The sequence below is a fragment of the Pseudarthrobacter sp. CCNWLW217 genome (assembly GCF_037203985.1).
Taxonomy (GTDB): domain Bacteria; phylum Actinomycetota; class Actinomycetes; order Actinomycetales; family Micrococcaceae; genus Arthrobacter.
Window position 1 is genome coordinate 467,457 of sequence record NZ_JBBCBT010000001.1, and the last position, 23,815, is coordinate 491,271.

20 protein-coding genes are annotated in these 23,815 nt (G+C 64.5%); 6 read left to right on the forward strand and 14 right to left on the reverse strand.

Annotated elements, in window-relative coordinates:
- The first annotated feature begins 144 nt into the window (after positions 1-144).
- Both malQ and V9L18_RS02205 read left to right on the forward strand, forming a co-directional pair.
- Entirely contained in the window at positions 145-2,403 is a 2,259-nt protein-coding gene (gene malQ, locus V9L18_RS02200; RefSeq protein ID WP_337345532.1) for a 4-alpha-glucanotransferase, read from the forward strand.
- A complete protein-coding gene (locus V9L18_RS02205; RefSeq protein ID WP_337345533.1) occupies positions 2,400-3,308 on the forward strand; it encodes an SDR family oxidoreductase in 909 nt (302 codons plus the stop codon). Before malQ ends, V9L18_RS02205 begins: the two co-directional genes overlap by 4 nt.
- Before the next feature lie 30 nt (positions 3,309-3,338).
- On the opposite strand, the gene V9L18_RS02210 is transcribed toward V9L18_RS02205, so the two are convergent.
- Both V9L18_RS02210 and V9L18_RS02215 read right to left on the reverse strand, forming a co-directional pair.
- Positions 3,339-6,329 carry an alpha-amylase family glycosyl hydrolase gene (locus tag V9L18_RS02210; protein WP_337345622.1) on the reverse strand — a complete coding sequence of 997 codons (2,991 nt, stop codon included), beginning with the start codon at positions 6,327-6,329 and terminating at the stop codon, positions 3,339-3,341.
- A gap of 285 nt (positions 6,330-6,614) precedes the next feature.
- Entirely contained in the window at positions 6,615-7,661 is a 1,047-nt protein-coding gene (locus V9L18_RS02215; protein WP_337345534.1) for a lactonase family protein, read from the reverse strand.
- A 195-nt stretch (positions 7,662-7,856) separates the two neighbouring features.
- On the opposite strand from V9L18_RS02215, the gene V9L18_RS02220 reads away from it, so the two are divergent.
- Together V9L18_RS02220 and V9L18_RS02225 are read left to right on the forward strand one after the other, a co-directional pair.
- Positions 7,857-8,705, forward strand: a complete 849-nt coding sequence (locus tag V9L18_RS02220) for a putative protein N(5)-glutamine methyltransferase (RefSeq protein ID WP_337345535.1) — start codon at positions 7,857-7,859, stop codon at positions 8,703-8,705.
- 561 nt (positions 8,706-9,266) lie between these two features.
- A complete protein-coding gene (locus V9L18_RS02225; protein ID WP_337345536.1) occupies positions 9,267-9,914 on the forward strand; it encodes a DM13 domain-containing protein in 648 nt (215 codons plus the stop codon).
- 152 nt (positions 9,915-10,066) lie between these two features.
- Here the strand turns inward: V9L18_RS02225 and V9L18_RS02230 are convergent, their stop codons facing one another.
- The 6 genes from V9L18_RS02230 to V9L18_RS02255 all read right to left on the reverse strand — a co-directional run bounded on the left by V9L18_RS02230 (position 10,067) and on the right by V9L18_RS02255 (position 14,908).
- Positions 10,067-10,546: a hypothetical protein gene (locus V9L18_RS02230; protein WP_337345537.1), complete on the reverse strand. Its 480-nt coding sequence runs from the start codon at positions 10,544-10,546 to the stop codon at positions 10,067-10,069.
- A gap of 110 nt (positions 10,547-10,656) precedes the next feature.
- Positions 10,657-10,923 (reverse strand): GlsB/YeaQ/YmgE family stress response membrane protein, encoded by a 267-nt coding sequence (locus tag V9L18_RS02235; protein ID WP_337345538.1) that lies wholly within the window; start codon positions 10,921-10,923, stop codon positions 10,657-10,659.
- Positions 10,924-11,056: 133 nt separating this feature from the next.
- On the reverse strand, positions 11,057-11,890 hold the full coding sequence (locus V9L18_RS02240; RefSeq protein ID WP_337345539.1) for an aldo/keto reductase: 834 nt from the start codon (positions 11,888-11,890) through the stop codon (positions 11,057-11,059).
- Between the two features lie 173 nt (positions 11,891-12,063).
- Positions 12,064-13,095 carry an NAD-dependent epimerase/dehydratase family protein gene (locus tag V9L18_RS02245; protein ID WP_337345540.1) on the reverse strand — a complete coding sequence of 344 codons (1,032 nt, stop codon included), beginning with the start codon at positions 13,093-13,095 and terminating at the stop codon, positions 12,064-12,066.
- Complete coding sequence (locus V9L18_RS02250) at positions 13,089-14,060, reverse strand: aldo/keto reductase (RefSeq protein ID WP_337345541.1); 972 nt, start codon at positions 14,058-14,060, stop codon at positions 13,089-13,091. The genes V9L18_RS02245 and V9L18_RS02250 overlap by 7 nt, the downstream gene beginning before the upstream one ends.
- A 26-nt stretch (positions 14,061-14,086) precedes the next feature.
- Positions 14,087-14,908: an aldo/keto reductase gene (locus tag V9L18_RS02255; protein WP_337345542.1), complete on the reverse strand. Its 822-nt coding sequence runs from the start codon at positions 14,906-14,908 to the stop codon at positions 14,087-14,089.
- A gap of 183 nt (positions 14,909-15,091) precedes the next feature.
- On the opposite strand from V9L18_RS02255, the gene V9L18_RS02260 reads away from it, so the two are divergent.
- Together V9L18_RS02260 and V9L18_RS02265 are read left to right on the forward strand one after the other, a co-directional pair.
- Entirely contained in the window at positions 15,092-16,021 is a 930-nt protein-coding gene (locus V9L18_RS02260; RefSeq protein WP_337345543.1) for a helix-turn-helix domain-containing protein, read from the forward strand.
- A gap of 139 nt (positions 16,022-16,160) precedes the next feature.
- Positions 16,161-16,379, forward strand: a complete 219-nt coding sequence (locus V9L18_RS02265; protein WP_337345544.1) for a hypothetical protein — start codon at positions 16,161-16,163, stop codon at positions 16,377-16,379.
- An 85-nt stretch (positions 16,380-16,464) separates the two neighbouring features.
- On the opposite strand, the gene V9L18_RS02270 is transcribed toward V9L18_RS02265, so the two are convergent.
- The 6 genes from V9L18_RS02270 to V9L18_RS02295 form a co-directional block, all read right to left on the reverse strand.
- A complete protein-coding gene (locus tag V9L18_RS02270) occupies positions 16,465-16,677 on the reverse strand; it encodes a dodecin (RefSeq protein WP_066287620.1) in 213 nt (70 codons plus the stop codon).
- 83 nt (positions 16,678-16,760) lie between these two features.
- Positions 16,761-18,263 carry a pectate lyase family protein gene (locus V9L18_RS02275; protein ID WP_337345545.1) on the reverse strand — a complete coding sequence of 501 codons (1,503 nt, stop codon included), beginning with the start codon at positions 18,261-18,263 and terminating at the stop codon, positions 16,761-16,763.
- Positions 18,235-20,256: a pectinesterase family protein gene (locus V9L18_RS02280; protein ID WP_337345546.1), complete on the reverse strand. Its 2,022-nt coding sequence runs from the start codon at positions 20,254-20,256 to the stop codon at positions 18,235-18,237. Before V9L18_RS02280 ends, V9L18_RS02275 begins: the two co-directional genes overlap by 29 nt.
- Before the next feature lie 95 nt (positions 20,257-20,351).
- Positions 20,352-21,248: a carbohydrate ABC transporter permease gene (locus tag V9L18_RS02285; RefSeq protein WP_337345547.1), complete on the reverse strand. Its 897-nt coding sequence runs from the start codon at positions 21,246-21,248 to the stop codon at positions 20,352-20,354.
- Positions 21,249-21,258: 10 nt separating this feature from the next.
- Positions 21,259-22,212 (reverse strand): carbohydrate ABC transporter permease, encoded by a 954-nt coding sequence (locus V9L18_RS02290; RefSeq protein ID WP_337345548.1) that lies wholly within the window; start codon positions 22,210-22,212, stop codon positions 21,259-21,261.
- Between the two features lie 47 nt (positions 22,213-22,259).
- Positions 22,260-23,567 (reverse strand): ABC transporter substrate-binding protein, encoded by a 1,308-nt coding sequence (locus V9L18_RS02295; RefSeq protein WP_337345549.1) that lies wholly within the window; start codon positions 23,565-23,567, stop codon positions 22,260-22,262.
- Positions 23,568-23,815 lie beyond the last annotated feature (248 nt).

Here is a 23,815-nt window from a genome sequence, read left to right on the forward strand (position 1 = left end):
CAACGGTTCGAAGCGGCGTTGGAGCACTCGGCGGCAGCCCCTGCAATAATCGGAACCAACAGTTTTGCGCGGGGGCTGTTCGGCTCCCGTGTGGCAGGAATCAATGTAAGTTCGGGCCCATTACACCAGGCGAGGCGGACATCCATGAAGGCTCCAGACCAGCAGTACGCGCAATTCTCCGGAACGCCGGGTCCCCCCGGCGGCGGTGAGGCGGCTGGTCCCGGGCCGGTGGATCAGCACCTCTTGCAGCGGCTCGCGGACGCACACGGCGTAGGGACGTCGTTCCACGGCTGGGACGGACTGCCGCACAGCGTCGCGCCCGAGACCCTGATCAAGGTCCTGGCGGCGCTGGGGGTGCCGGCGCATTCAGACGAACTGATTGAGGCAGCACTGGCCGAGGCGGAACTGGCGCCATGGCGCCGGATGCTGCCGCCCGCCGTCGTGGTTCAACAGGGTGAAGCCGCGCAGGTTGCCGTCCACGTCCGGGACGGAGCCACTGCCCGCCTGCACGTGGAGTTGGAGACTGGAACGGGCGAGCCAGTGGACGCCGTCCAACTGGACATCTGGGTGCCTCCGCGGGAGGTGGACGGTGTGCCCACGGGGCGCGCAACGTTCGCAGTGCCGGAAGGGCTGCCGCTGGGCTGGCACACGCTGCATGCAGAGTCCGACGGCGTTACGGCCCAGGGTGCGCTGGTGGTGGTTCCGGCGCGGCTCACCACAGCCGAGCCCTTGCTTGAGCGGCGTGGCTGGGGCCTGGCGACTCAGCTGTATTCAGTGCGCTCCAAACGATCTTGGGGGATCGGCGACTTCGCGGATTTGGCCGATCTGGCGACGCTCAGCGGTGCTCGCGGAGCGGACTATGTGCTGGTCAATCCGTTGCATGCCGCAGAGCCGGTCCCGCCGGTCCAGCCTTCGCCGTACTCTCCGTCCACGCGCCGGTTCTTCAATCCGCTCTACATCCGGGTGGAGGATATCCCCGAGCTTGCCTACCTGAAACCGCGAAAGCGCGCCACGGTGGACCGGCTTCAGGAGCAGGTCCACGGCCTGAACAGGGACGCTGAGCGCCTTGATCGAAACGCCGTGTACGCTGCCAAGCTCCAAGCGCTGGAGCTGCTTTACCATGCCCGGCGCGCACCAGCGCGGCAGGCGGCGTTCGAGGAATTCTGCCGGATCTCTGGCCAGGGCCTGGACGACTTCGCGCTCTGGTCCGCCATCCGGGAGGACCTGGCACCGGACGACCCCCTCTGGACCGACCCGGACTGCGCGCTGGGATCCCCGGAAGCCGAGGCGCTGAGGGAAAAGCTGGCCGACCGGATCGGCTTCCATCGCTGGCTGCAATGGATCTGCGATGAACAGCTGGAGAACGCGCAACAGGCGGCTCGCCGGGCCGGGATGCGGCTGGGCGTGGTCCACGACCTTGCCGTCGGCGTCGACCTGAGCAGCGCAGACGCCTGGACGCTGCGCGGTGTCCTGGCGCCCGGGATCAGCGTGGGTGCGCCGCCGGACATGTACAACCAGCTGGGGCAGGACTGGAACCAGCCGCCGTGGCATCCCGGACGGCTGGCGGAGGCCGGCTACGCACCCTTCCGGGACATGCTTACTACGGTGCTCCGGCACGCGGGCGGCATCCGTGTGGACCACGTGCTGGGCCTTTTCCGGCTGTGGTGGGTCCCGGCCGGCAACTCGCCGCGTGACGGCGCCTACGTCACGTACGACCACAACGCACTGATCGGCATCCTCGCCCTGGAAGCCCAGCGCGCCGGGGCCGTGGTGATCGGCGAGGACCTCGGGACGTTTGAGCCGTGGGTGCGTGACTACCTTGCAGCCCGCGGCATCCTTGGCACGTCCATCCTGTGGTTTGAGAACGACGGCGACTCCCCCCTGCCGCCCGAAAGGTACCGCACGCAGGCCCTCGCCAGCGTCAACACCCACGACCTGCCGCCCACTGCCGGCTACCTGGCCGGCCACCATGTGGCGCTGCGGAGCAGGCTGGGCCTGCTCGAACGCTCCGAGGCTGAGGAACTGGCCGACCACACGGCCACGCTGGAAAAGATGATGGGCCTGCTGCGTGAACGCGGACTGCTGCCGGAAGGTACTGAAAGCGCAGGGGGCGGCACCGGCGAAGCGGGCAGCGGAGTGGGCGGCCACGGCTCCGAGGAGCGCACCATCGAGGCGCTGCACCGCCTGCTGGCCCAGTCGCCGTCGGTCCTGCTCGGCGTTGCCCTCGTGGACGCAGTAGGGGAGCGGCGGGTGCAGAACCAGCCCGGAACCACCGAAGCCCTGTACCCGAACTGGCAGGTCCCGCTGGGCGGTCCGGACGGAAAACCGGTGTTCATCGACGACCTTCCCGCCAACCCGCGGTTCAACGCCTTGCTGGCTGCTGTCTCGGAGGCCCTCTCATGACTGGTGGACCAGTCCTTGTAGTGGGTGGTACCGGCATGCTGGGGAGCCAGGTTGTCTCGGAGTTGCTCAAACGCGGCAAGCCGGTGCGGGCGCTGGTGCGTCCCGGATCGGACGCCTCCCGGCTCGAAGCCGCCGGAGTGAAGATCGCCCGGGGCGACATGCTGGACGCGTGGTCGCTGCTGCGGGCGATGGAGGGCGCCCACGCTGTGATCACCTCGGCCGCGGGCTACACCCGGCACCGCAAGGGCGACACCCCCAAAACCGACACCGTGGGCAACACCAACCTGGTGGAGGCCGCCAGCCGCACGGGCGTCCGGCGCTTCGTGCTCACCAGCATCCTCACTTGCGACCAGACCCCGCAGGTTCCACACTTCTGGCACAAGAAGCTGACGGAAGACCGGCTGGAGGCACTGGGTGTGCCGTTTGTGGCGCTCCGTCCCGGCGCTTTCCTGGACCAGGTCACGCGGTTCGGCGGCGACCCCTTCAGCAAGGGCCGGCTGAGGTGGATGGGTTCTCCCCAGGTCCCGCTGACCTTTGTGCTCACGTCCGATCTCGCCGGCTATCTTGCGGAGGCGGTTGACCTTCCGGGCCTGGATGGCCGGCGTATCGACATCGGCTGGGACAGGCCGGTGGGGATGCAGGACGTTGCCGACATCGCCGGGCGGCTCACCGGCAAAGCCCTCACAGTCCGCTCCGTCCCCGCGGGGGTAGTCCGGGCGGCGGGGACCCTGCTGGGGCCGGTCAGCCCCATGGTCAAGGACCTGTCGGCCATGATCTCGTGGTTCCAGACCGGCCGTTACGTCGCGGACACCACCCTTCAGCGGCAGTTCTTCGGCGAGCCGCCCACTGCCGAACTCGCCATCCGGCGGTTTGTCACGGGCCTGGGGCAAAAAGTACGCCCCTAGGCCCGTGACAAAGCCAGGCCCGTGACCCGCCTAGCTCGCGGTGAGCAGGTGGGTGAAGTGGTCGTACCGGAAGGTGACCGGGCCGCCGTCGTGCGTGTAGGAGATATTGCCGCCGTTGGGCACCCCGCCGGCCCCGTAATTCACGCCCCAGTCACGGTCCAGCGCCGCCTTGAACTCATATGTACCGGCCGGCAGGGCCGGCACGGACAGCTTCCACACCAGCGTTGCCGGGTCCAGCGTCAACTGGGCCTGGTCGCAGGCAGGATCCCAGTCGGCGGCGCACCCGAGTTCGGTGTCCAGGCTGCCCGCGATGGCCACCGCGCCCGGCTGTTGTGCGGCGTAGACGGCGGTGAGGATGTGGGTGCTGTTGTCGTAGCGGAACGTTACCGGCCCACCGGGGTGGTCCAGCACAATGTTGGCCCCGTTGAGGACGCCGCCAGCGCCGTAGTTCACGTCCCAGTTACCATTGAGCGCGGCCTTGTACTCGTACTTGCCAGCTGGCAGGTCAACCGTCAGCCGCCAGATTTTGTCCGCCGGGTCCAAGGTCATCATGGCCTGCGGGCAGGCAGGATCCCACTCGCCGCAGCCCATCTGCAGGTTCAGGTTCCCGGCAACAGTCACCGAGTCAGGCTGCGGGGCCTCACCGACCACCACGGAACGCGGTTCGCTGACCACACTGAAACCAGGCCCGGTCATGCTGGCGCGGTACTGCACCTGGGTGCCGTCTTCCAGCTTCGAAACATCGTCCGTCACTGAATAGACAGGTGATGAGTCATCTGAGCCCACAGCTGTCCAGTCGCCGCCGGACACGCTGCGCTCGAAGGACACCACGTGGCTGGCTTTCTCCGGATCGGCTGTGGCGCTGAGTTCCACGGAACCCTCCACGCTGCTGCCTTCAACGGGCTTCTGCATAGCCAGGATCGGAGCAGGAACCGCGGCCGTGCGGGACTGGCTGGTGGCCGTGTGGCCGCCGTTGTCCAGCACAGTGGCACGGTACTCAAGCGGGGTCCCGGCATCCAGGGCAGCTACGTCATGGAACACCTGGTAGGGAGCCGTGTCATCCGTGCCGATCGGGGCCCAGTCGCCGCCCGCCGTTTTCGCCTCGAAGGTGACCTCATAGAACGAAGTACCGCCGACGTCGGCCGTTACCTTGATCCGGCCGTTGTCAGCGGGTGCCGCGGCAGGTTCCTGGAGTTCGACGGCGGGGGCTGCCTTGGAGTGCGGAAGGCGGCCCGAGGACTGGTAGACCACGGCGGAGAGTGGCGGGACAGTGACCGTCAGCTTCCCGTCCGCGGAGGTTTTCACCTCGGCGGTGCCGTCACCGTAGATCTTCGTGTAGTTGCGCTTGCCGATGTAGGTGGGGACGTCCGCCGTCTGCGGCTGCTCGCTGTTGTTCAGGGCCACCACGTATTCGCGCTGGTCTTCCGCATCCGTCCGGGAGAAGGCGTAGATTCCGGGCCCGTCCGAGGCCAACCGGTGCTGGTGGGCGCCGTCGCGCAGGGCCGGGTGTTCCTTGGTCAGGGCCGCGAGCTGGCCGATCTTGGAATAGAGCGGGTGGCCGGTGTTGAAGTTGTCGGTCGCATGGGTGGCGTTGGTGCCCAACAGGTCATCGTCGAGGTACTCCGGAACCTGGCTGGCAAAGAGCGTCTGCCGGGCGTCCTGGTCCCCGCCCGGGCCGGTGAAGCCCTGCTCGTCGCCGTAGTAGATGACCGGGTTGCCGCGGGAGAAGTACATCAGCTCGTGGGCCAGTTGGTCGCGTGCTACCTGCTCCGTGTCGGTTGCCCCGGGGTTGTCCGCGGCGATGAAGCTGCCAATGCGGCCCATGTCGTGGTTGCCCAGGAAGGTGGGCAGTTGGTAGACGTTGGAATCGGCGTCCGTGTACCAGTCATCGCCTGCGAAGAAGGTCTCCAGGGCGCGCGTGTCCTGGCTCTTGGACGCGAAGTTCCTGGCGGCGTCCTGGAAGGGAAAGTCCAGCACGGCCTGCATCTCGTTGCGGGTGGTGAACTGGGAAGTAAAGCTCTTGGTGGTGTCAAAGACTTCGCCGAACATAAAGAACTCGTCCTTGCCCTGTGCCTTGGCGTAGTTGAGGACTTCCGGGCCGAATTCCTGCCAGAATTCGTTGTTGACGTGCTTCATGGTGTCGATCCGGAAGCCGTCCACCCCGAAGTCGCCGATCCAGGTCTTGTAGATCTCTTCCATGCCGTCCACCACAGCCGGATGCTCCGTGAAGAGGTCGTCCAGGCCGAAGAAGTCGCCGTAGTAGGAGTCTTCGCCCACGAAGGTGGTGTCTCCGCGGTTGTGGTACAGCGTGGGATCGTTCAGCCAGTTGGGGACTTTCAGGTTTTCTTCCGCGGGGTCCAGCACGGGAACATAGGGAAAGGACGTGCCTGCACTGAGTTCCGGGAAGTCGTCCGAGCCCGCGAAGTCGCGGTCGTCGAATTCAGTGCCCGCCGCCGTCTTGTACGGTTCAGTGTCTTTGGAGATGTAGGGGCGCCGGGCGCCGTCCTCGTAGCCGATGACATCCGCCGTGTGGTTGGTGATGATGTCGAAGTACACTTTCATGCCCCGGGAGTGCGCCTCGTCGATCAGCGCCTGCAGTTCTTCATTGGTGCCCAGGTGGGGATCGATCTGGGTGAAGTCGGTGACCCAGTAGCCGTGGTAGCCGGCTGATTTGTCCTCGGGCTGGACTGCTTTGTTCTTGAAGCTGGGGGTCAGCCAGATGGAAGTGGTGCCCAGGCCCTGGATGTAGTCGATCTTGTCCAGCAGGCCGGCCAGGTCCCCGCCGTTGTAGAAGCCCTTCTTGGTGGGGTCGAAACCGGACACCATGGGGTCGGTGCCCAGGCCGCCGTCGTCATTGGCCGTATCCCCGTTACTGAAACGGTCGGCCATCACGAAGTAGAAGTTTTCGTCCGTCACCGGTGTGCGGAGTGAGTGACGGGCCGACGACGACTCCGGATTTTTGGGACCGGGCGCGGCGTTGGCAGGGAGCACCGCACTTGCGACGGCGACGGCCGCGGCCAGAAGGCCGGCTGCAGCACGGAAAGGTGTGGTGCGCGGGGGCGTTTTGCCGTGGGGAGTATTGCGGTTTCGGCTGGCTGGTTTGAGGCGTGGGGTGGAGCCTCTGGGGGTGCGGGAATTCACGTCAGGAGACCTTCCTGGTAGCGGCGTTGCTGTGCAGGGCCCTGCTCGCGCGGGGCGCAATAACAGGGTGGTGGTCCGACAGCCAGGAGTCGGGCTGTGAACCAAGTCACAACTGTAAGCGCTTGCACTGAATAAATCCAGTGTTTAGCGAATGCCCTTTTTGGTCTAGTTTGAAGGCACCAACGCGGTGGGCGACGGGGTCTGCAGGTTGTGGATCAGGGGGCCGGGAAGCCCTGTGGCAGGGTCCAGGGCGAACGTGGCGATGTTGTCTGACCGCTCGTGGGCCACATGCAGCCAGCGTCCCCGGACCAGGTGGTGCCGCGGCCAGTTTCCGCCGCTGGCCACGTCCTTGACCGGCGACAGATCGGTGCCGTCCGCCCCGACCCGCAGGACGCCGATCACGTTGGAGCCGCGTACGCCCACATAAGCGTGATTTCCGTCCTGGTCGAGGCAGATTTCTGCCGCAGAGTCCTCCGCCCTGCTTCCGCCGGCGGTTGCCGGACCGCGGTTGATCAGCTCAAACGTCCCGGCATCTGCCTTGACCACAAAGACTTCGATGGAGTACTCAGACACCACAAAGACGCTTCCACTGCGGTGCTGCACCAAGTGGCGGGGGCCGCTGCCGAAGGGGAGGGCCACCTCGTGGTCCGCGATCAGCCCGGCGCCGGGCTCGTACCGCCAGATGCGCAGGCTGTCATGTCCCAGGTCCGTGGTCATGACGCGTCCATCGGCCAAGATCAGGCTGGCATGGGCGCGGCTCTGACGGGGTTGCCCCGGCGTGAGGCTGCCATGGGGATCGACCGAAGGCGCGGCCGGAAACCGCCCGGTCATCCCGCCGTCGTGATCCAGTTCGTAGAGCAGCACCTGGCCGTCGCCCCAGCATGCGGCGATGAGGAAGCGGCCCAGTGGGTCCACTGCGACGTGGCACGTGGATTCCCCGGCAGGCTGCGGATCACCGAAGGGTTCCAGGCCGAACTCTCCGCTACGGCGGAAGGCCTGCACCATCTGGCGCTGCTCGGCAACGGCGTAGACCACCGGCAACGTGGGGTGCACGGCAATGAACGACGGCGAATCGGCCTTGACCGCCATCCCCTTCCATTCGAGCGTCCCGTCCTGGTGGGCAGCGAGGGCGCCGATGCCCTCTGCCCGGCCGCCGCCGTCGGCGGTGTAGGTGCCGGTCCAGATCAGGGTCTGCTGCTTCGAGGAAGTCATGGGTTCCATCCTGCCAAGATTTTGGCTCGTGCAGCGGGATTGGGACGTCGGTTAGCATGGAATTTCCAGTCCAGGCAGAAGGAGGTGAGTCCGATTCCCGCTTCGTCAGTTTCGGGTACTCCCTCACCCTGCCGTCCGGACCGCCAGGTTTAGATGACGCGCGGAGTGCCCATCGGCTCACCGAAAGGCGTTCCCATGCCAGCTCCTGAACTACATTCTGACCTTCTGACCTTCGCCAATATTGTGCCCCGGCTGCGCGCCGCCGGCTGTGTTTTCGCTGAAGATGAGGCGCTTCTGCTCCTGTCCGAAGCGTCCGGGCCCGCTGAACTATCCGAGTGGGTGGATCGGCGCGTTACCGGATCGCCGTTGGAATACATCTTGGGCTGGGCCGAGTTTTGCGGACTTCGGATAGCCGTTGAGCCGGGCGTTTTTGTGCCACGCCGGCGCACTGAGCTGCTTGTTTCGGAGGCGGCGGCCATCCTGCGGGAAAGCCCCACGCCACCGGCAGCCTCCTGGCCCGGAGTTGTGGTGGATCTGTGCTGCGGGTCCGGGGCTGTGGGCGTCGGGATTGCCTCCCAGGTCCCCGGTGTGGAACTGCACGCTGCGGACATTGATCCGGTCGCCGTGCGGTGCGGCCGCCGGAACGTCGCGAGGGTAGGCGGGCTGATCCACCAGGGCGACCTGTACGCAGCGCTCCCTTCCACGCTCCATGGACGCGTGCAGCTCCTGGCCGTAAACGCTCCGTATGTTCCCACGGGCGCGCTCCGGACTATGCCACCCGAAGCCCGGGAGTACGAGCCGCGCGTCTCACTCGACGGCGGCGCCGACGGATTGGACCTCCACCGACGGGTGATATTGGAGGCTGCGCAGTGGCTGGCGCCGGAGGGCCGCCTCCTGATTGAAACGAGCGAGCCCCAGGCAGCGGGGACTGCCGGGATCATGGCTGCTGCGGGGTTTGCAGCGCGGACTGTCCATGCGGAGGAACTCGACGGCACGGTAGTCATCGGCACCGCCCTCGCCGCTTGTGCCAGGCAGCCGCTCTAGGTATTGGGCGTGCTGAGCCGTTCCGTCCTCACGGATAAGGCGGGATGGCTCACAATTTTGTGGCGGCCCCACTCATATCTGGCAAACGGGCCACCTAATGGTCCTATTCGCTCTTAGCGTCGTTGTGGGGAGTGCAGCCCCGGATGGCACGCCCGCAATATCAGCCCCCCTGAGGTGCCGGGTGTGTGTCTGCGTCGGGACCGGCCCGGCAAAGTCGGTGGCCGGCCAGGCCCCTTGGCCGGCCGCCGTATCCGTGAGTCGCTAACTAATTTTCACTGCCGGGCCTGGCTCGGGTACCACCGTCCCGACGGACAAGGATGCCAGAAGGATCCCAACGTTCATCACCAGTGCGGCCAGGCCGACAAGGATGGCTATTTGGTAGCCGCGCTGACCGGTACCGCGCAGACCAGCCAAGGCCCACACCAGCACGTCGCGGAAGCCGTCCGTGCATAGATCTTCACAGCACTCATTCAGCCCTTTGGCGAGTCTTCACTAAATGTTCCCCGGCGGTCGCGCAGCCACTCCGTTGCACGGGGCTGCGGATGCGCGGACGATGAATGCATGAGCGGAAAAATCGAGCCTGGTAAGCCCGGGACCCGGGAGCCAATGAGCGGTACCGGGAGCCCATCCCGACGCCGCACGTGGACCATCGCAGCGGTCGTTGCCGCAGTAGGACTGGTGATTGGGCTTGTGGTGTTCAAGCCCTGGCTGCTCTTTGTGGATGTGAGGGTGGACGAACAGCTCCCGATCGTGGCCAGCGCTCCAGCCCAAGCTGAACCAACCCCGCCTACGCCGCTAACGTCCACGCCAGGCACCGCTTCAACAGCCACCCCGACGCCGACACCCACTTCGGCAGGCCCCGTGCAGCTTGCCATGGGTACTCTGATCAGCCACGAGCACACGACCACGGGAACTGTCCGGATCATCCAGCAGGCGGATGGTGCACGGGTGCTGACGCTGGAAAACCTGGATACGTCCAACGGTCCGGATGTGCACGTCTGGCTTAGCGCAGCGCACGTGGTGGAGGGGACCGCAGGGTGGTTTACTGCCGGCTCGGCCGACTATTACGACCTCGGCCTTATTAAAGGAAACCAAGGCAATCAGGTGTACCAGATTCCCGCTGAAGTGGACCTGTCGAAGTACCCGGCAGTTGACCTGTGGTGTGTCCAGTTCAGCGTCTCATTCGGGGCTGCGGAGCTGGTCACCTGAACCCGATGGCGCCAGGCCGCTAAACGCCGCCGGCCGCCGCGTCCCCCAAGGATCGCGACGGCCAGCAAGGTCAATCAGTTTTAGCACAGGTCCTGCCTGCGCATGCTGCCAGGAGCAGGCGCGGGCGTAACCTTTCGTTCGGAAGCCCGGGATCAGTCCCGCTTGGGATCCACGTTGGTGGCCGCACCCGCGGGGGTTGCGCCGCCTTCGTCAGACCAGTCCTGGCCCGTGGAGTCGTTCAGGGCAGGGTCCGAATCAACATCGGACGTGCCTAAGTTCACGGTTTCCGGGTGCGTGCTGTGAGCCGGGACGTGGTCGGCGGCGCCTGAGGCAGCTGGGGAGGTGCCGGCGTCGGACGCCTTTTCCTTGCCGTTACCGGACGCTGTGTCGTGATGCATGGCTGACCCGATGACCGTGCCCGCGCGGCGGGCGGCTTCACCCAGTTGGTCTGCCACTTCCGGAGCCTTTTCCTTGATGGCTTCCGTGGCAGCCGCGACCTTGTCCTGGACGGGCTTGCTGTCCCAAAGTGCCGCAGCGCGGGCCTTCAGCTTGTCATAGGCCGCCCGGCCGGACCGCGATCCCAGGACGTAGCCTGCGGCGATTCCAACACCCAAAAGAAGTTTGTTTTTCATGATGAACTCCTGCTCCGTGAGAAGGTTTTCAATCCGGTCCAGTGGCCGGGGGAAAGAAAACCGGCCCGGGGAGGTTCTCCCCAGGCCGGTTTCCTGGCTGGTGCCCGCAGTTAGCTACGGACGCTGCGCTTGGTGATCATGCCGTAGACGAGCAGCACGATGACCGCTCCGCCGATGGCCAGCAGCCAAGTCTGCAGCGAGAAGAACTCCTGCAGGCCGGTGCCGAAAATCATGCCGCCCAGCCAGCCGCCGAGGAATGCTCCTACGACGCCCAGGAGCAAGGTGATGAAAATGCCGCCACCCTGCTTGCCCGGGAGGATCGCCTTAGCGATCGCACCAGCAATAAGGCCGAGAATCAGAAATGCCAAAAAACCCATTTTGTCGTTCCTCTTCCTTCATAAAGGAGGTACCCGGATCCCGGGGACGCTTAACCCTTCTGCCCCAATAGTAATCATGCTTACTATCGATTTGCCAACCCCGCTGCTCGGGAAAGGGCTGCTCAGGTGGCCTTTAGTGTCCCGATACGTCCGAATCATTTCCCGCGCCAGGACCCTCGTCCAAGATGCTCATTTCCGCTAGATCCTGCGGATCCAAGGCGAAATCGAACACGTCCAGGTTCTCCCTCATCCGCCCCGGATCGCCCGATTTTGGAATGACCACAAGTCCGTTCTGAATATGCCATCGCAACACCAGCTGCCCGGGTGTTTTGTCGTACTTTTCGCCCAGTTGGGAGAGTAACGGGGCGTCCAGGAGGCTAGCCCCGGAACCGCCCAGCGGGCTGTAGGATTCCGTGACAATCCCGTGCCTGGCGTGGAATTCCCGCTCGGCCACGCGGGTGATTGCAGGGCTGAGCTGGATCTGGTTCACCGCAGGTACAACGTCCGTCTCGGCGAACAGCCGTTCCAAGTGGGCGGGCTTGAAGTTCGAGACTCCGATGGACCGGGCTTTTCCCTCAGCCTGCAGCCGTTCGAAGGTCTTCCAGGTGGAAATGTACTCATCACGTGCAGGAAGTGGCCAGTGGATCAGCAGCAGATCCACGTAGTCCAGCTTCATCCGCCGCAGGGAGCCCTCCAGTCCTTCAACGGCCCTGTCCTGCCCTTGGAACTGGCCGTCCAGCTTGGTGGTGACGAAGATTTCGCTTCGATCCACCCCGCTGGCCCGGATACCATTGCCCACGCCTTCCTCGTTGCCGTATTTCACGGCGGTGTCGATGTGCCGGTACCCGGCTTCCACGGCGCTGACGACGGCGGCAGCCACCTGGTCGTCGTCCAGCGGCCAGGTGCCGAGCCCCAGCTGCGGGATGCTGTAACCGTCATTGAGCTTGATGAGCGGTGAAAGTGTCATTTCAACAGTCTCTCTTGCTTTGGCCTTCCTAGCCCTTGAATGCCCGGAGAATATTTCCGGCGCCAGGACGTGCCCAGTGACTTCTCCCCGCCCCGCGGTCTAATCCCCCACGCGATTCGAGGGGAAATGACCGCGGGGCGGGGAGAAGTTGCGCGCGACGCACCCACTCACGCTCACCCCGAGGCGCGGGCCCAGCCGGTTAGCCGGTCACTCAGGTCCATGAACTGCTGGTCCACTGCCTGCAGCTCAGGGTGCGCGTCATACCAGGCCACAATCTCCCGAGCTCCATCCGCGAACGGAATCGTGGCGGCGTAGTCCGGGACCAAGGACTTGATCTTCGTGTTGTCGAAAACCACGGAATGGGACCGGTCGCCCAGCAGGTTCGCCCCCAGCTCGGCGCTGTGGGCGGCGATGGTTTCCGAGGCCACGTGGACGAGCTCAGGCTCGGCCACGCCGGCCGCCCGGGCGAACAACCCATAGATCTGGTTCCACGGCAGGTATTCGTCAGAAGTGATGGTGTAGCTCTCGCCCACGGCCTGGGGCCGGCCCAGCAGCCCCACGAAGGCCTTGGCGAAGTCGCGGCTGTGGGTGAGGGTCCACAGTGACGTACCGTCTCCGTGCACCATCACCGGCAGCCCGGCGCGCATCCGGTGCACGTCCGTCCAGCCGCCTACCATGGCGATCTTGGTGCGGTCGTACGTGTGGGATGGCCGCACCACCGTCAGCGGGAAGTCCTCTGAGCGGTAAGCCTCGTACAAGAGGTCCTCGCACGCGATCTTGTCGCGCGAATACTGCCAGAACGGGTTTTTCAGCGGAGTGGACTCCAGGATGGGCAGCCGGGTGGGCGGCTTCTGGTAAGCCGACGCGGAGCTGATAAACACGTACTGTCCGGTCCGGCCGCGGAACAGTTCCATGCTGGCCCGCGCCTGGTCCGGGGTGAAGGCAATAAAGTCCGCGACGGCGTCGAACTCCCGTCCGCCCAGCACGTCCCGAACGGCTGACGCGTCACGCACGTCCGCGTGCAGGACCTCGGCGCCGTCCGGCACCGGCCGGCCCGTCTGGCGGCCGCGGTTGAGGATGGTCAGCCGGTGCCCCAGCGCGACGGCGCGTTCTGCTGCCGCCGCGCTGATGACTCCTGTACCGCCGATGAAGAGGATACTCCTCGGCGCCACAGTGTCGGCTTCCCGTACGAGTGGGGTCACCACGCGTAGTCTTCCGGGGCGGTGCGGTGCCCCGGGAAGATGTCATCGAGCCGTTTGAGGGCGTCGGAGTCGAGCGTGACCTCCAAAGCCCGGATGGCGGCGTCGAGCTGTTCCTGCGTGCGCGGCCCAACGATCGGGGCGGTGACGGCAGACTGGTGCAGCAGCCAGGCAAGGGCAATGTCGCCGGGGGCGTGGCCCAGGTCATCGGCAAAGTCCTCGTACTGCTGGATCTGGTCCTGGTGCTTCTTCAGGGTTTCCAGTGCCCGGCCCTCGGCGCGGCGGACCCCCTGTTCCTGCTTCTTCAGGACACCGCCCAGGAGGCCGCCCTGCAACGGTGACCATGGGATAAGGCCCAGGCCGTACTGCTGCGCGGCCGGAATGACCTCGAGCTCCACCTCGCGGCGGAAGAGGTTGTAGATGGACTGCTCGCTCACCAGGCCTGTGTAGTTTCGGCGGCGGGCAGCTTCCTGTGCCTGGGCGATGTGCCAGCCGGCGAAGTTGCTGCTGCCGGAGTACAGGATCTTGCCCTGCTGGACGGCAACCTCAATGGCCTGCCAGATCTCGTCCCACGGCGTGTCCCGGTCGATGTGGTGGAACTGGTAAACGTCGATGTAGTCCGTCTGCAGGCGCTTCAGGCTCGCATCCAGCGCCCGCCGGATGTTCAGCGCCGAGAGCTTGGACTCGTTGGGGCGGTCCGTCATGGTGCCGTAGAGCTTGGTGGCCAGGACGGTCCGTTCACGGCGCTCGCCGCCCTGCGCGAACCAGCGGCCGATGATCTCTTCGGTCCAGCCGCGGTGCCCTGTGCCGCCGTAGACATTGGCGGTGTCGAAGAAGTTGATGCCGGAGTCCAGCGCCGAGTCCATGATGGAGTGAGCGTCGGTTTCCTCGGTCTGGGGTCCGAAGTTCATGGTGCCCAGGCAGAGGCGGGAAACCTTCAGGCCGGAGCGGCCAAGGTGGGTGTACTGCATTGTGGGGTCCTTTGGGGTGTGGTGGGTTAGAGCTGGGTGAAGGCGGCGACGGCGGGATCGGAACCGATGCGCGCACCGGACTCCAGTGCCGTGATGGAGGCGAGTTCGTCGTTGCTGAGTTTGAGGGACGTGGCCGCGAAGTTTTCGCGGAGCCGCGTCGGATCAGCGGACTTGGGGATGACGATGGTGCCGGCGGCGAGGTGCCAGGCCAGGATCACTTGTGCGGGACTGGCGTTGTGGGCCTGCGCGACGGCGGTGACGGCGTTCCCGTTCAGGTCACCGCCTTGCCCCAGCGGGCTGTAGGCCTCCACGGCGATTCCCAGCGAGCGGCACTTGGCGGCCAGTTCGGCCTGCTGGTAGCTGGGGTGCACCTCGATCTGGTTGACGGCAGGAACGGTTTCCGCGGCTTCCAGCAGGGTGTCCAGATGCTCGGAGAGGAAGTTGGAAACCCCGATGGCGCGGATCTGCTTGTTCTCGTACAGCCGCTCCATCTCCTTCCATGCCTGGACGTAAAGCCCCTGCGACGGGACCGGCCAGTGGATGAGGTACAGGTCAACATAGTCCAGCCCCAGTGCCTTGCGGCTGAGCTGGAAGGCTTCCTGGGCGCGGCCCTGTTCGCCGTTGCGCAGTTTGGTGGTGATGAACAGTTCCTCGCGGGGGATGCCGGAGGCCGCGATGGCCGCGCCGACTCCAGCCTCGTTCCGGTAGCCCGCTGCTGTGTCGATGTGCCGGTAGCCTGCCGCCAGCGCGTCCTCGACGATCCGCTGGGTGTCTTCCGGGGGAACCTGGAAGACCCCGAAGCCCAGCTGGGGGATGGTGACGCCGTTGTTAAGTTTCAGCTCTGACATGGTGGTTCCTTTGCTGATGAACACGAACTGGAAATGAGAAAACGCTTTCGGAAAGGCTCTCCCCTGAGCCTATGCACTTTTCCCCTGATAGTCAGCCCTTGACCCTGTCCCTGTTTTTCCTAGGACTGGCAGTCCTACCTTCGTTGTAGAAAGTGCCTGCCGGGGCCGTGCAGAATAGGGTGCATGGGTCAGAGCGCCGAGTTCGGAAAATTCCTGAAAGCCATGCGGTCCCGGTTGAGCCCGGAAGATGCAGGGGCAGAAGGTTCCACCGGCGCGCGCCGCGTTCCTGGCCTCCGCCGCGAGGAGGTGGCGAGGCTTGCCGGCGTCAGTACGGACTACTACATCCGCCTGGAGCAGGGGAGGAACATCCACCCGTCACGGACCGTGCTTGATTCCGTGGCCCGCGCCCTCCGGCTGGACGCTGGCGAACACGCGCACATGATGGACCTCCTGGAAAACTGCGCCGCCAGCACGCGTTCCCCAGGACCGGCACAGGCAGTACGACCGGCACTCCGCCAGCTCCTCGAGGCGGTGGGCGATGTCCCGGCGATGGTGCTGGGCCGCCGGACCGACGTCCTTGCCGGTAACCGGATGGCCTTCCTGCTCTTCACGGATTTCCCGGCCCTTCCGGCGCACGAGCGAAACCTCACGCGCTGGCTGATCCTCGATCCGGGTGCCCGGGAGCTCTTTCGTGACTGGAAATCGGTGGCGGCTGAAGCAGCCGGTGCGCTCCGCGTGGACGTGGGGCGGCACCCCAACGATGCCCAGGCCAACCAGCTGGTGGGCGAGCTTGCCGTCCACAGCGAGCATTTCCGCCAATGGTGGGCAGGGCACCGTGTCGCCACACGGTCCGCGGGCACCGTCCGGCTCCATCATCCCGGCGTCGGAGACCTGGAACTGAACTTTGAAAACCTGACCCTCCCGGACGATCCCGACCAGATGCTGCGGGTCTATTCCGCCAAGCCCGGGACGCCGTCGTCGGACGCCCTGGCGCTGCTGAGCCTGAGCGCGGATGCCGGTGCGGATTCACCCGCGGGCGCCGCCGCAGCGCCAGCGCCTCAGCGGACGGTTGCTGCCGAAGAGCCGCCCGCGGTCCACGACAACCGGGAGTAACAGTCAGTGTGCTGCCGCTGGCGGCTGTACTTTTGGCCAGCCCCGGCACTGGATTCTGGCCAGGAGCCCATTGGGAACAGATTGCCGCGTTCCTAGGCTGGAGTAGCAAGCTTTTTCTCCACCAAGGATGGTCTCAACGATGAAACGCATCGCACTGCTCAAGGAACGCCAAGCCACTGCCGCCAGCAACGGCCGGACAGCCAGTACAGGCTCACACTGCCCGGCTTCCGGACTATGGAGCCCCGAAGCTGACCCGCACACGGTCCTTTCCTTCTTTGAAGGCCATGTATTCCCCGCGTTCGACGGCGTGCCCACCGTATGGCGGCGGCGCTCCATGGGCGTGGTCTCGTCGAATTAGCTCCCGTTAAAGCCCAACTGACTCGCAGTTAACGTCTTCAAAGTGAATTCCAGCGACGTTAACTGCGAGCCAGTGTGGGCCGAACTTAGTGTTCTTCCAGCCGGAAACCGAGCTTGATGGTGACCTGCCAGTCAGCGATCTTGCCCTCTTCGAGGTGACCGCGGATTTCCTTCACCTCGAACCAGTCGAGGTTGCGGAGGGTCTGGGACGCCTTGGCGATACCGTTCCGGACGGCGTCGTCCACGCCTTGGGTTGACGTGCCGACAATTTCAGAAATGCTGTACGTGTGGTTGGACAACTTCGCTCCTCGTGATCGCCTTCGACTCCCGGTTGCGGGCCGTTCTCGAAGCCTAGTAGGACTTCAAGAACGTTGACCAGACCCTAGCCGGATGTTCCGTTGAGGACAGCCACGTTGGCGAGGGTGACATTCCTTCCGGTCGCCTGGAGGACGTTGCCATCCTGCGGGGTGTCGGAGGTTACGGTCAGGTCCCGCACTGTGGAACCATCCGCTGCCACCACCAGGGTGACACCTTCGCTGTGAGTCAGGACCACATCTGCGGCATTTCCCGTGGCCCCGGCCAGCGTGACGTTGCGCCGGTCACCCCAGATCACCGCGGGCTCATGGTACGTGCCGGGCTGGAGCAGCACCGTGACGGGACCCGGGTTGTTGGGTGGGATCGCCCCCACGGCAGCCCGGATGCTGGCAAAGTCTCCAGTGCCGTCGAGGGCCACCGTGATGACCTTCGTTGCTGCGGGTTCCGTCCCGCCCAAGGGTCCGCCAAAGGCGCGCACCAACGCGGGAACCGCCGTGGTGGGCGTGAGCTCGTAGGCGTATGCTGCAGCCGGATCGAACGCAACGCCGCGCTGGCTGCCAGTGTTACCGGTGCACCCGTCAAAGATATTGTCCCGGGCCACCAGCTCACCGCCCGGGCCCTGGTGGTGAAGCGGATTCCGGACATCCCGGAAGTAGTTGCCCTCCACCACCAGCAGGGCCGCGTTCCGTCCCAGCATTCCGTAGCTGGAGATGTCTTCCAGGTAATTGTTGTAAACGTGGGACGCCGCGGTGTTGTCCAAGCTGGCGTTGCGTTGGTGGGTGTTGCGGATCCAGTTGTGGTGCAGGGTCAGCCGGGTGACCACGTTCTGCGTCCAGCCTTCCCCCAAGGCCTTGTTGTGGTCCGCGAAGACGTTCCAGGACAGCGTGATGTTGTCGCAGTCCTTGCGGATATCCACCAGGCCGTCGCCCAGGCGGGCGAAATACATGTGGTCAACCCAGACGTGGGTACAGGTGTCCATTTGGATCCCGTCCCTGTCGTTGTCCGGGCGTTTCCCTACAAAATCGCCCGGAATATAGGAGTCCCGGACAGTGAAGTTCCGGAACACCACATTGGAGACGCTGATGAGCTTGAAGCCGGCGTTCACCACGGCCGCTCCTTCACCGGCTCCGAGGAAGGACTTGTTGGCCGTGACCGTCAGCTTCTCGTATTGCGGGAACACCAGCTCGCCGTGCAGGATCACCACCAGCGGTTCAGTGCTCTTGGCGAAGGCCCGGAGCTGGTCCGGGGTGTTGGCGCGGACCAGCCTGCCACCCGCCCCGCCGGTGGTGCCGGCACGGCCGTGCGCTGCGATTCCGGCGAAGCCCTGCGGTGCATCGGACCAGGCCCCGCCGCCGAGCGCGTGGTTGACCGGCAGGCCGGCTTCGGCGAAACCGTCAGGGCCGACGGCGGGACCCACCCCGCCGGTGTCCGCCGCCGTCGCTGCCGGGCTGAGCAGTCCGGACGCCATCAGGGTGCCTGCCGTCAGTCCCGCCGCGAGGAGGGTACGTCGTCGGATATTCAGCTCTTGTGCTTCAGCCATCTCAGCCACGTCCAGCCGGGGTCCAGTCACCAAGGAAGGCTTCTTTGGTGAACTTGAGGGCATCCTCCGGCGTGAGCTGGGGATGGAACTCGTTGACGTAGGCGCCTGGTCCGCTGTTGTTGAATTCGGCGAACCGTCCCTCGGTCCAGGAATGGCCGCTCATGTCGGACCAGCCCTGGACGGCGATGTGGCTGCCGAGGACCGAATCGCGGATCACGGCCATCGGGTGGGCGTTCGGATCGCTGCTGGCAAACCAGGGACGGCCCAGGCTGACGGTTCCGGGAGCAGCGTCGGAGGTGAGCGTACTGTCCACGATCAGGATGCCGTAGGGGTTGGAGTCCTTGGTGCTGGGGGCAACGATGTAGCCGTTGTTGGTGGCGCTGCCGCGGTCAAGGGAGTGGATGGTGCAGCCGTCCAGGACGGCAGTGCCCCGTCCATAGATGAAGTCGACGTCGCCTTCGATGTAGCAGTTCTTCAGGTACGTACGGGCGGTGGCGTCGCGGCCGGTGGTGTCCGCGAGGTAGGTGTCCTGGTTACCCAGGAAGCGGGTGCCGTCAAAGGTGACGCGGTCCGCCACGCTGCGGACGGCAAGCGCCTGGCTTCCTCCGTTGGTGGCCTCGTCGTAGGCGTTCTCAACGGTGAGGTTCCGGACCGTTGTGCCCTCGGCGAGGACGTTGAGCGTGGCGCTGCCGCCGGCGCCCCACGTGCCACCGAAGAACTTCACGCCGTTGGCCGGGAGATCGTAGGTGACGACGACGTCGGCCGGGTTGGCGGTGGCGCCCTGGATGGTGAGGTTCGGACGGTCTGCCCAGACATTCACCGATTCCCGGTAAGTGCCGGGTTTCACTGTGATGGTGCGGGGCAGGGTGCTGCCGCTGGGGACGGACCCGATCGCCGCCTGCAGGCTGCCGAAGTCACCGGTTCCGTCCAGCGCAACCGTGATCTCCGTAGTGCTGTTCGGGGTGCTTTCCTCCAGCGGCCCTGCCCCGGCCGCAACGATCTCCGGGACGCGCGCGGCGTCGTCCTTCTGGTAGGCGTAGAACTGGGTGGGATCAAAGGCTGCACCCACGTTGTCCTTGCGGCCGCGCGTGCCGTTGAAGACGTTGTCGCGGTTCACCACTTCGGTGGCGGGATCCTTGGCGACTACCGGATCCTGCACCGCCGTGAAGCTGTTGCCTTCGAGGACCACCTTGGCTGCGTTGCGGCCCATCATGCCGTACTGGCCGATGTCCTGGAGGAAGTTGTTGTAGACGTGGGCCGCCGCGGTGTTGTCAAGGCTGAAGTTGCGTTGGGTGGTGTTGCGGATCCAGTTGTGGTGGATGGTCATCCGGGTCACGGCGTTGGCGGTCCAGCCCACGCCCAGGGCCTTGTTGTTGTCCGCGAAGACATTCCAGGAGTACGTGATGAGGTCGGAGTCCTTGCGCGTGTCGATCAGGCCGTCGCCCATGCGCTCGAACTTCATGTGGTCAACCCAGACGTGGTGCGTGGTGTCCAATTGGATTCCGTCGCGGTCGTTCTCCGGGCTCTTGCCGTCCCAGTCGCCCGGAATGTAGGCGTCCCGGACCGTGAAGTTCCGGAAGATCACGTTGGAGACGTTGATGAGCTTGAAGCCGGCGTTCACCACTTCGGCTCCGGCGCCCACCCCAATGAAGCTTTTGTTGGCGGCGACGGGAATCTTGAGGTAGTCCGTGGCCCTGAGGGTGCCGCGGATGAAGATCACCAGCGGTTCGCTGGCGGCCGCGTAGTCCTTGAGTTCCTGGACGGTGGAGGCGGTGACGATACGGCCGGACTGGCCACCGGTGGTTCCCGCCAGCCCATAGCCCGGGAGCGAAGCAAAGCCGTCAGGGGTCTGCTTCCACATCGCTTCCGGGGTTCCTTCGGCCGGAGAAATCGGGCTGGCCGTGGTTCCGGCCTGGGGCCCCGGCCGCGCCTCGGCCGGTCCGGCGTGGGCGGCCGGAAGTGCCGTGAGGCTCCCCAGCATAACGACGGCGGTGGCCGCGCCTAAGAGACGTCGCAAACTCATGCAAAACTCCTTTGTTTTGTTTCCGGGCAGCCTCCAGCCCGGACGTCGGTAAGGGTTGTTCAGTCAGTGATGCGCGCGGAGAAGCGTTGTGGGCGTTACTTCAGCCCGGTGGTGGCGATGCCGTTGATGAGGTACTTCTGGCCGGCGATGAAGAAGCCGATGATGGGGGCGATGGACACCACGGACATGGCGAACATGGGGCCCCACATGCTCTGGCCTTCCGAGTCCATGAAGGCCCTCAGCGCCAGCGGCACCGTGTAGAGGTCCTGGTTCTGGATGTAGAGCAGCGGCCCGAAGAACTCGTTCCACGTGGAAATGAAGGTGAAGATCGCGGTGGTGGCCATGGCCGGCACGCACAGCGGCATGATGACCCGCAGGAAAGTGCGGAAGGGGCCGCAGCCGTCGATCTGGGCGGCGTCGTCGAGCTCTTTGGGCAGTGCCTTCATAAACTGGACCATCAGGAAGATGAAGAACGCGTTGGTGGCCATGAAGTTCGGCACGATCAGCGGCAAGTACGTATCCAGCCAGCCGAGCTGGGAGAAGATGATGTACTGCGGCACCAGGAGGACGTGGCCGGGCAGCATCAGGGTTCCCAGCATCAGGGCAAAGAAGAGCTTGCGTCCGGTGAACTCCATCCGTGCGAAGGCGTAGGCAGCCAGGGCGCAGGAGAAGATATTTCCAATGATGGAGAACACCACCACGATCAGGGAGTTGACCAGGTAGACGTGGAAGGGCTGGTTCAATGCCGTCCAGCCCTGTTCATAGTTGCTGAAGTCCCAGTTTTCGGGCCACAGTCCGAGCTGCCGGAAGATGTCGTTGCTGGGCTTGAACGAACTGGAGATCAGCCACAGCAGCGGGTACAGCATCACCAGGCCAACCAAGCACAGGATCAGGTGGCGGGAGAAGCGGGTACCGGGAGTGCCCGTCAGGGCATCTTCCGGGGCCGCGTCCTTCTTTTGCTTGTTTTTGGTGGGTAATTCGAGGAGAGCCATTGCGGTTGCCTTAATTGTCGTAGAAGACCCAGAACTTGGACGCGATGAAGTTGATGGCGGTGAAAATCGCAATGATCATCAACAGCAGCCACGCCATGGCGGAGGCATACCCCATCTCGAATTCGGTGAAGCCCTTTTGGTACAGGTACAGGTTGTAGAACAGCGTTGAATCCGCCGGACCTCCCGTCCCGCCACTCATCACGTAGCCCTGGGTGAAGGTCTGGAAGGACCCGATGAGCTGCATGATGAGGTTGAAGAAGATGATGGGGCTGATCAGCGGCAGGGTAATGCTGCGGAATTGCTTCCAACGGGAGGCTCCGTCGATGGAAGCCGCCTCGTAATACATGGACGGGACCTGCCGCAGGCCGGCCAGGAAGATCACCATCGGTGAACCGAACGTCCACACGTTCAGCACGATCAGGGTGCTCAGGGCGAACTCAGGGTCGGTGACCCACGCCGGCCCCTGGATCCCGAACAGTCCCAGGAAGCTGTTGACGATGCCGTCGTTGCCGAAGATGTAGCGCCACAGCATCACGATGGCCACGCTGCCGCCCAGCAGGGACGGCAGGTAATACACGGAACGGTAGATCGGCAGGGCGCTGAGTCCGCGGTTCAGCACCAGGGCGATCAGCAGGGCAACGGCAAGTGAGATCGGCACGGAAACGAAGGTGTAGATGAACGTCACCTTCAGCGATTGAAGGAGCCGCGGATCCTCGAACATGGCCTGGAAATTGGCCAACCCCACGAAGTTTGGCTCCGTGAACAGGTTGTAGTCCGTAAAAGCCAGATACAGCGAGGCGAAGAACGGGATGATCGTGAACAGCATGCCGATGAACCACGGCAGCAGGAAGAGGTAGCCCGAGCGCTGGTTGGTGCGCCGGGAGGGGCCGCGCTTTGTCTTGCCGCGCCCCGGTGCGGCGAGTGAAGCGGCCGCACCGGGGGCTTGCTTTGTCAGCACTGACATGGCGTCAGGTTCCTATCTGCTTAGCTGGGTATCTGAGCGTTGGACGGCTACTTGTTGATGGCGGCATTGCTCTTCTCAAGGAACGTCTTGGCTGCATCCGCCGGGGTGACGCGGCCGAACTCAACTTCGGTGGCGAGTTGCTTGAGGGTGTCGGCCACTACGCTCGCGCCCTTGGGGTAGACATAGGCCGGTGCCAGTTCATCCTTCTGGATGTCGGCCACCATCTGCACGAACTTCGTGTCATCCGCACCGAGCTTGGGCATGATGGCTTCTGTTACCTCGGGGTTAATGGGCACCCCGCGCTGGGTCAGCGTCTCGGCGGCGCCGTCCACGTCATTGATCAGGAAGTTCAGCAGTTTGGCAGCTTCCTTCGGGTGCTTTGACTTTGCGGCCACAGACCAGAGCATGCTGGGATCGGCGGAGTAGCCGCGCCGCTTCTCAGTGGTTTCGCCGGGCATCCGCAGCAGGACAAGGTTCCCGCCCGAGGCTTCGTTGTATCCACGGAAGTTGTTGATGGGGATGATCTGCGAAGCCACCGTTCCCTTGGCCAGGTAGGACTGCGCCGGGGACCCGCCGATTTGTTCGAAGAATCCGGCAGGCGGGTAGCCGCCGGCCTTGCGCAGGTCCACGCTGTACTGGAACCACTCGCGGATGGTGTCTTCGCTGACGCCGAGCTTGTTGTCCTTGGTGTAGAAGTCCTCGCCGCGCTGACGGGCGAAGAGGATGGGGCCGGTCTCGGTGGCCACATCGTAACCGGCTCCGTAAATCTTCCCGCCGGTCTTCTGGGTCACCTCGGTAGCGAACTCGGCGTAGTCCTCCCAGCTCCAGGTCTTGTCATCAGGGATGGTCACGCCAGCCTGGTCGGTGATGGTCTTGTTGACCACCATGCCGATGAGGTTGACGCCGGTTGCCAACCCGTACAGTTTGCCGTCCACCTCACCCCGGCTTTGGATGGTCTGGGGAATCTTCTCGAGGTTGATCTCGGGCAGCGACTTCAGGTCTGCCAGGGTGCCGCGTTGCGCGTATTCCAACAGGGTCCGGTTCGCCATGTTCAGAACGTCAGGCGGATTGCCGCCGGCGAAGCGGGTGGCCAGCTTGTCCGCGTAGGGGCCGCTGTCCTGGTATTCGCTCTTGACCGTGATGCCGGGGTTCTTCTCTTCGAAGATCTTGATTGCCGCGTCTGTCATCTTGGCCCGGTTGGAATCACCCCAGTACACGAAATTCAGCTCGACGTTGCCGCCACCGGCGGACGGGGAGGTTGCCCCTCCGCAGCCGCTGAGGGCCAGGCCGGCAGCAGTCAGTGCTGCACCCAGGATGATCCTGCGCGGGATAGGGGTGCTCGTGGTCTTCTTCATCGAATGACGCCTCTCTAGCGGGGTATGTCGGGCTTGTTCCGGCCACTGGCCAATATGCAGGTAGCAGGGAAACTTTCTGGGGCAGATTTGCGCTCAAGGCATCCGTCTGCCGATGAATATCGGTTGAAACTCCTAAAAAACTTTCGAGTAAACGATTTCTAGCAAGAAAGCGCTGTGACTGTCAACACAATTTGGAAAGTCGTTGGTTTCGTTTGTACAGAAACTTTCTGTACTATTTGCCGAATATT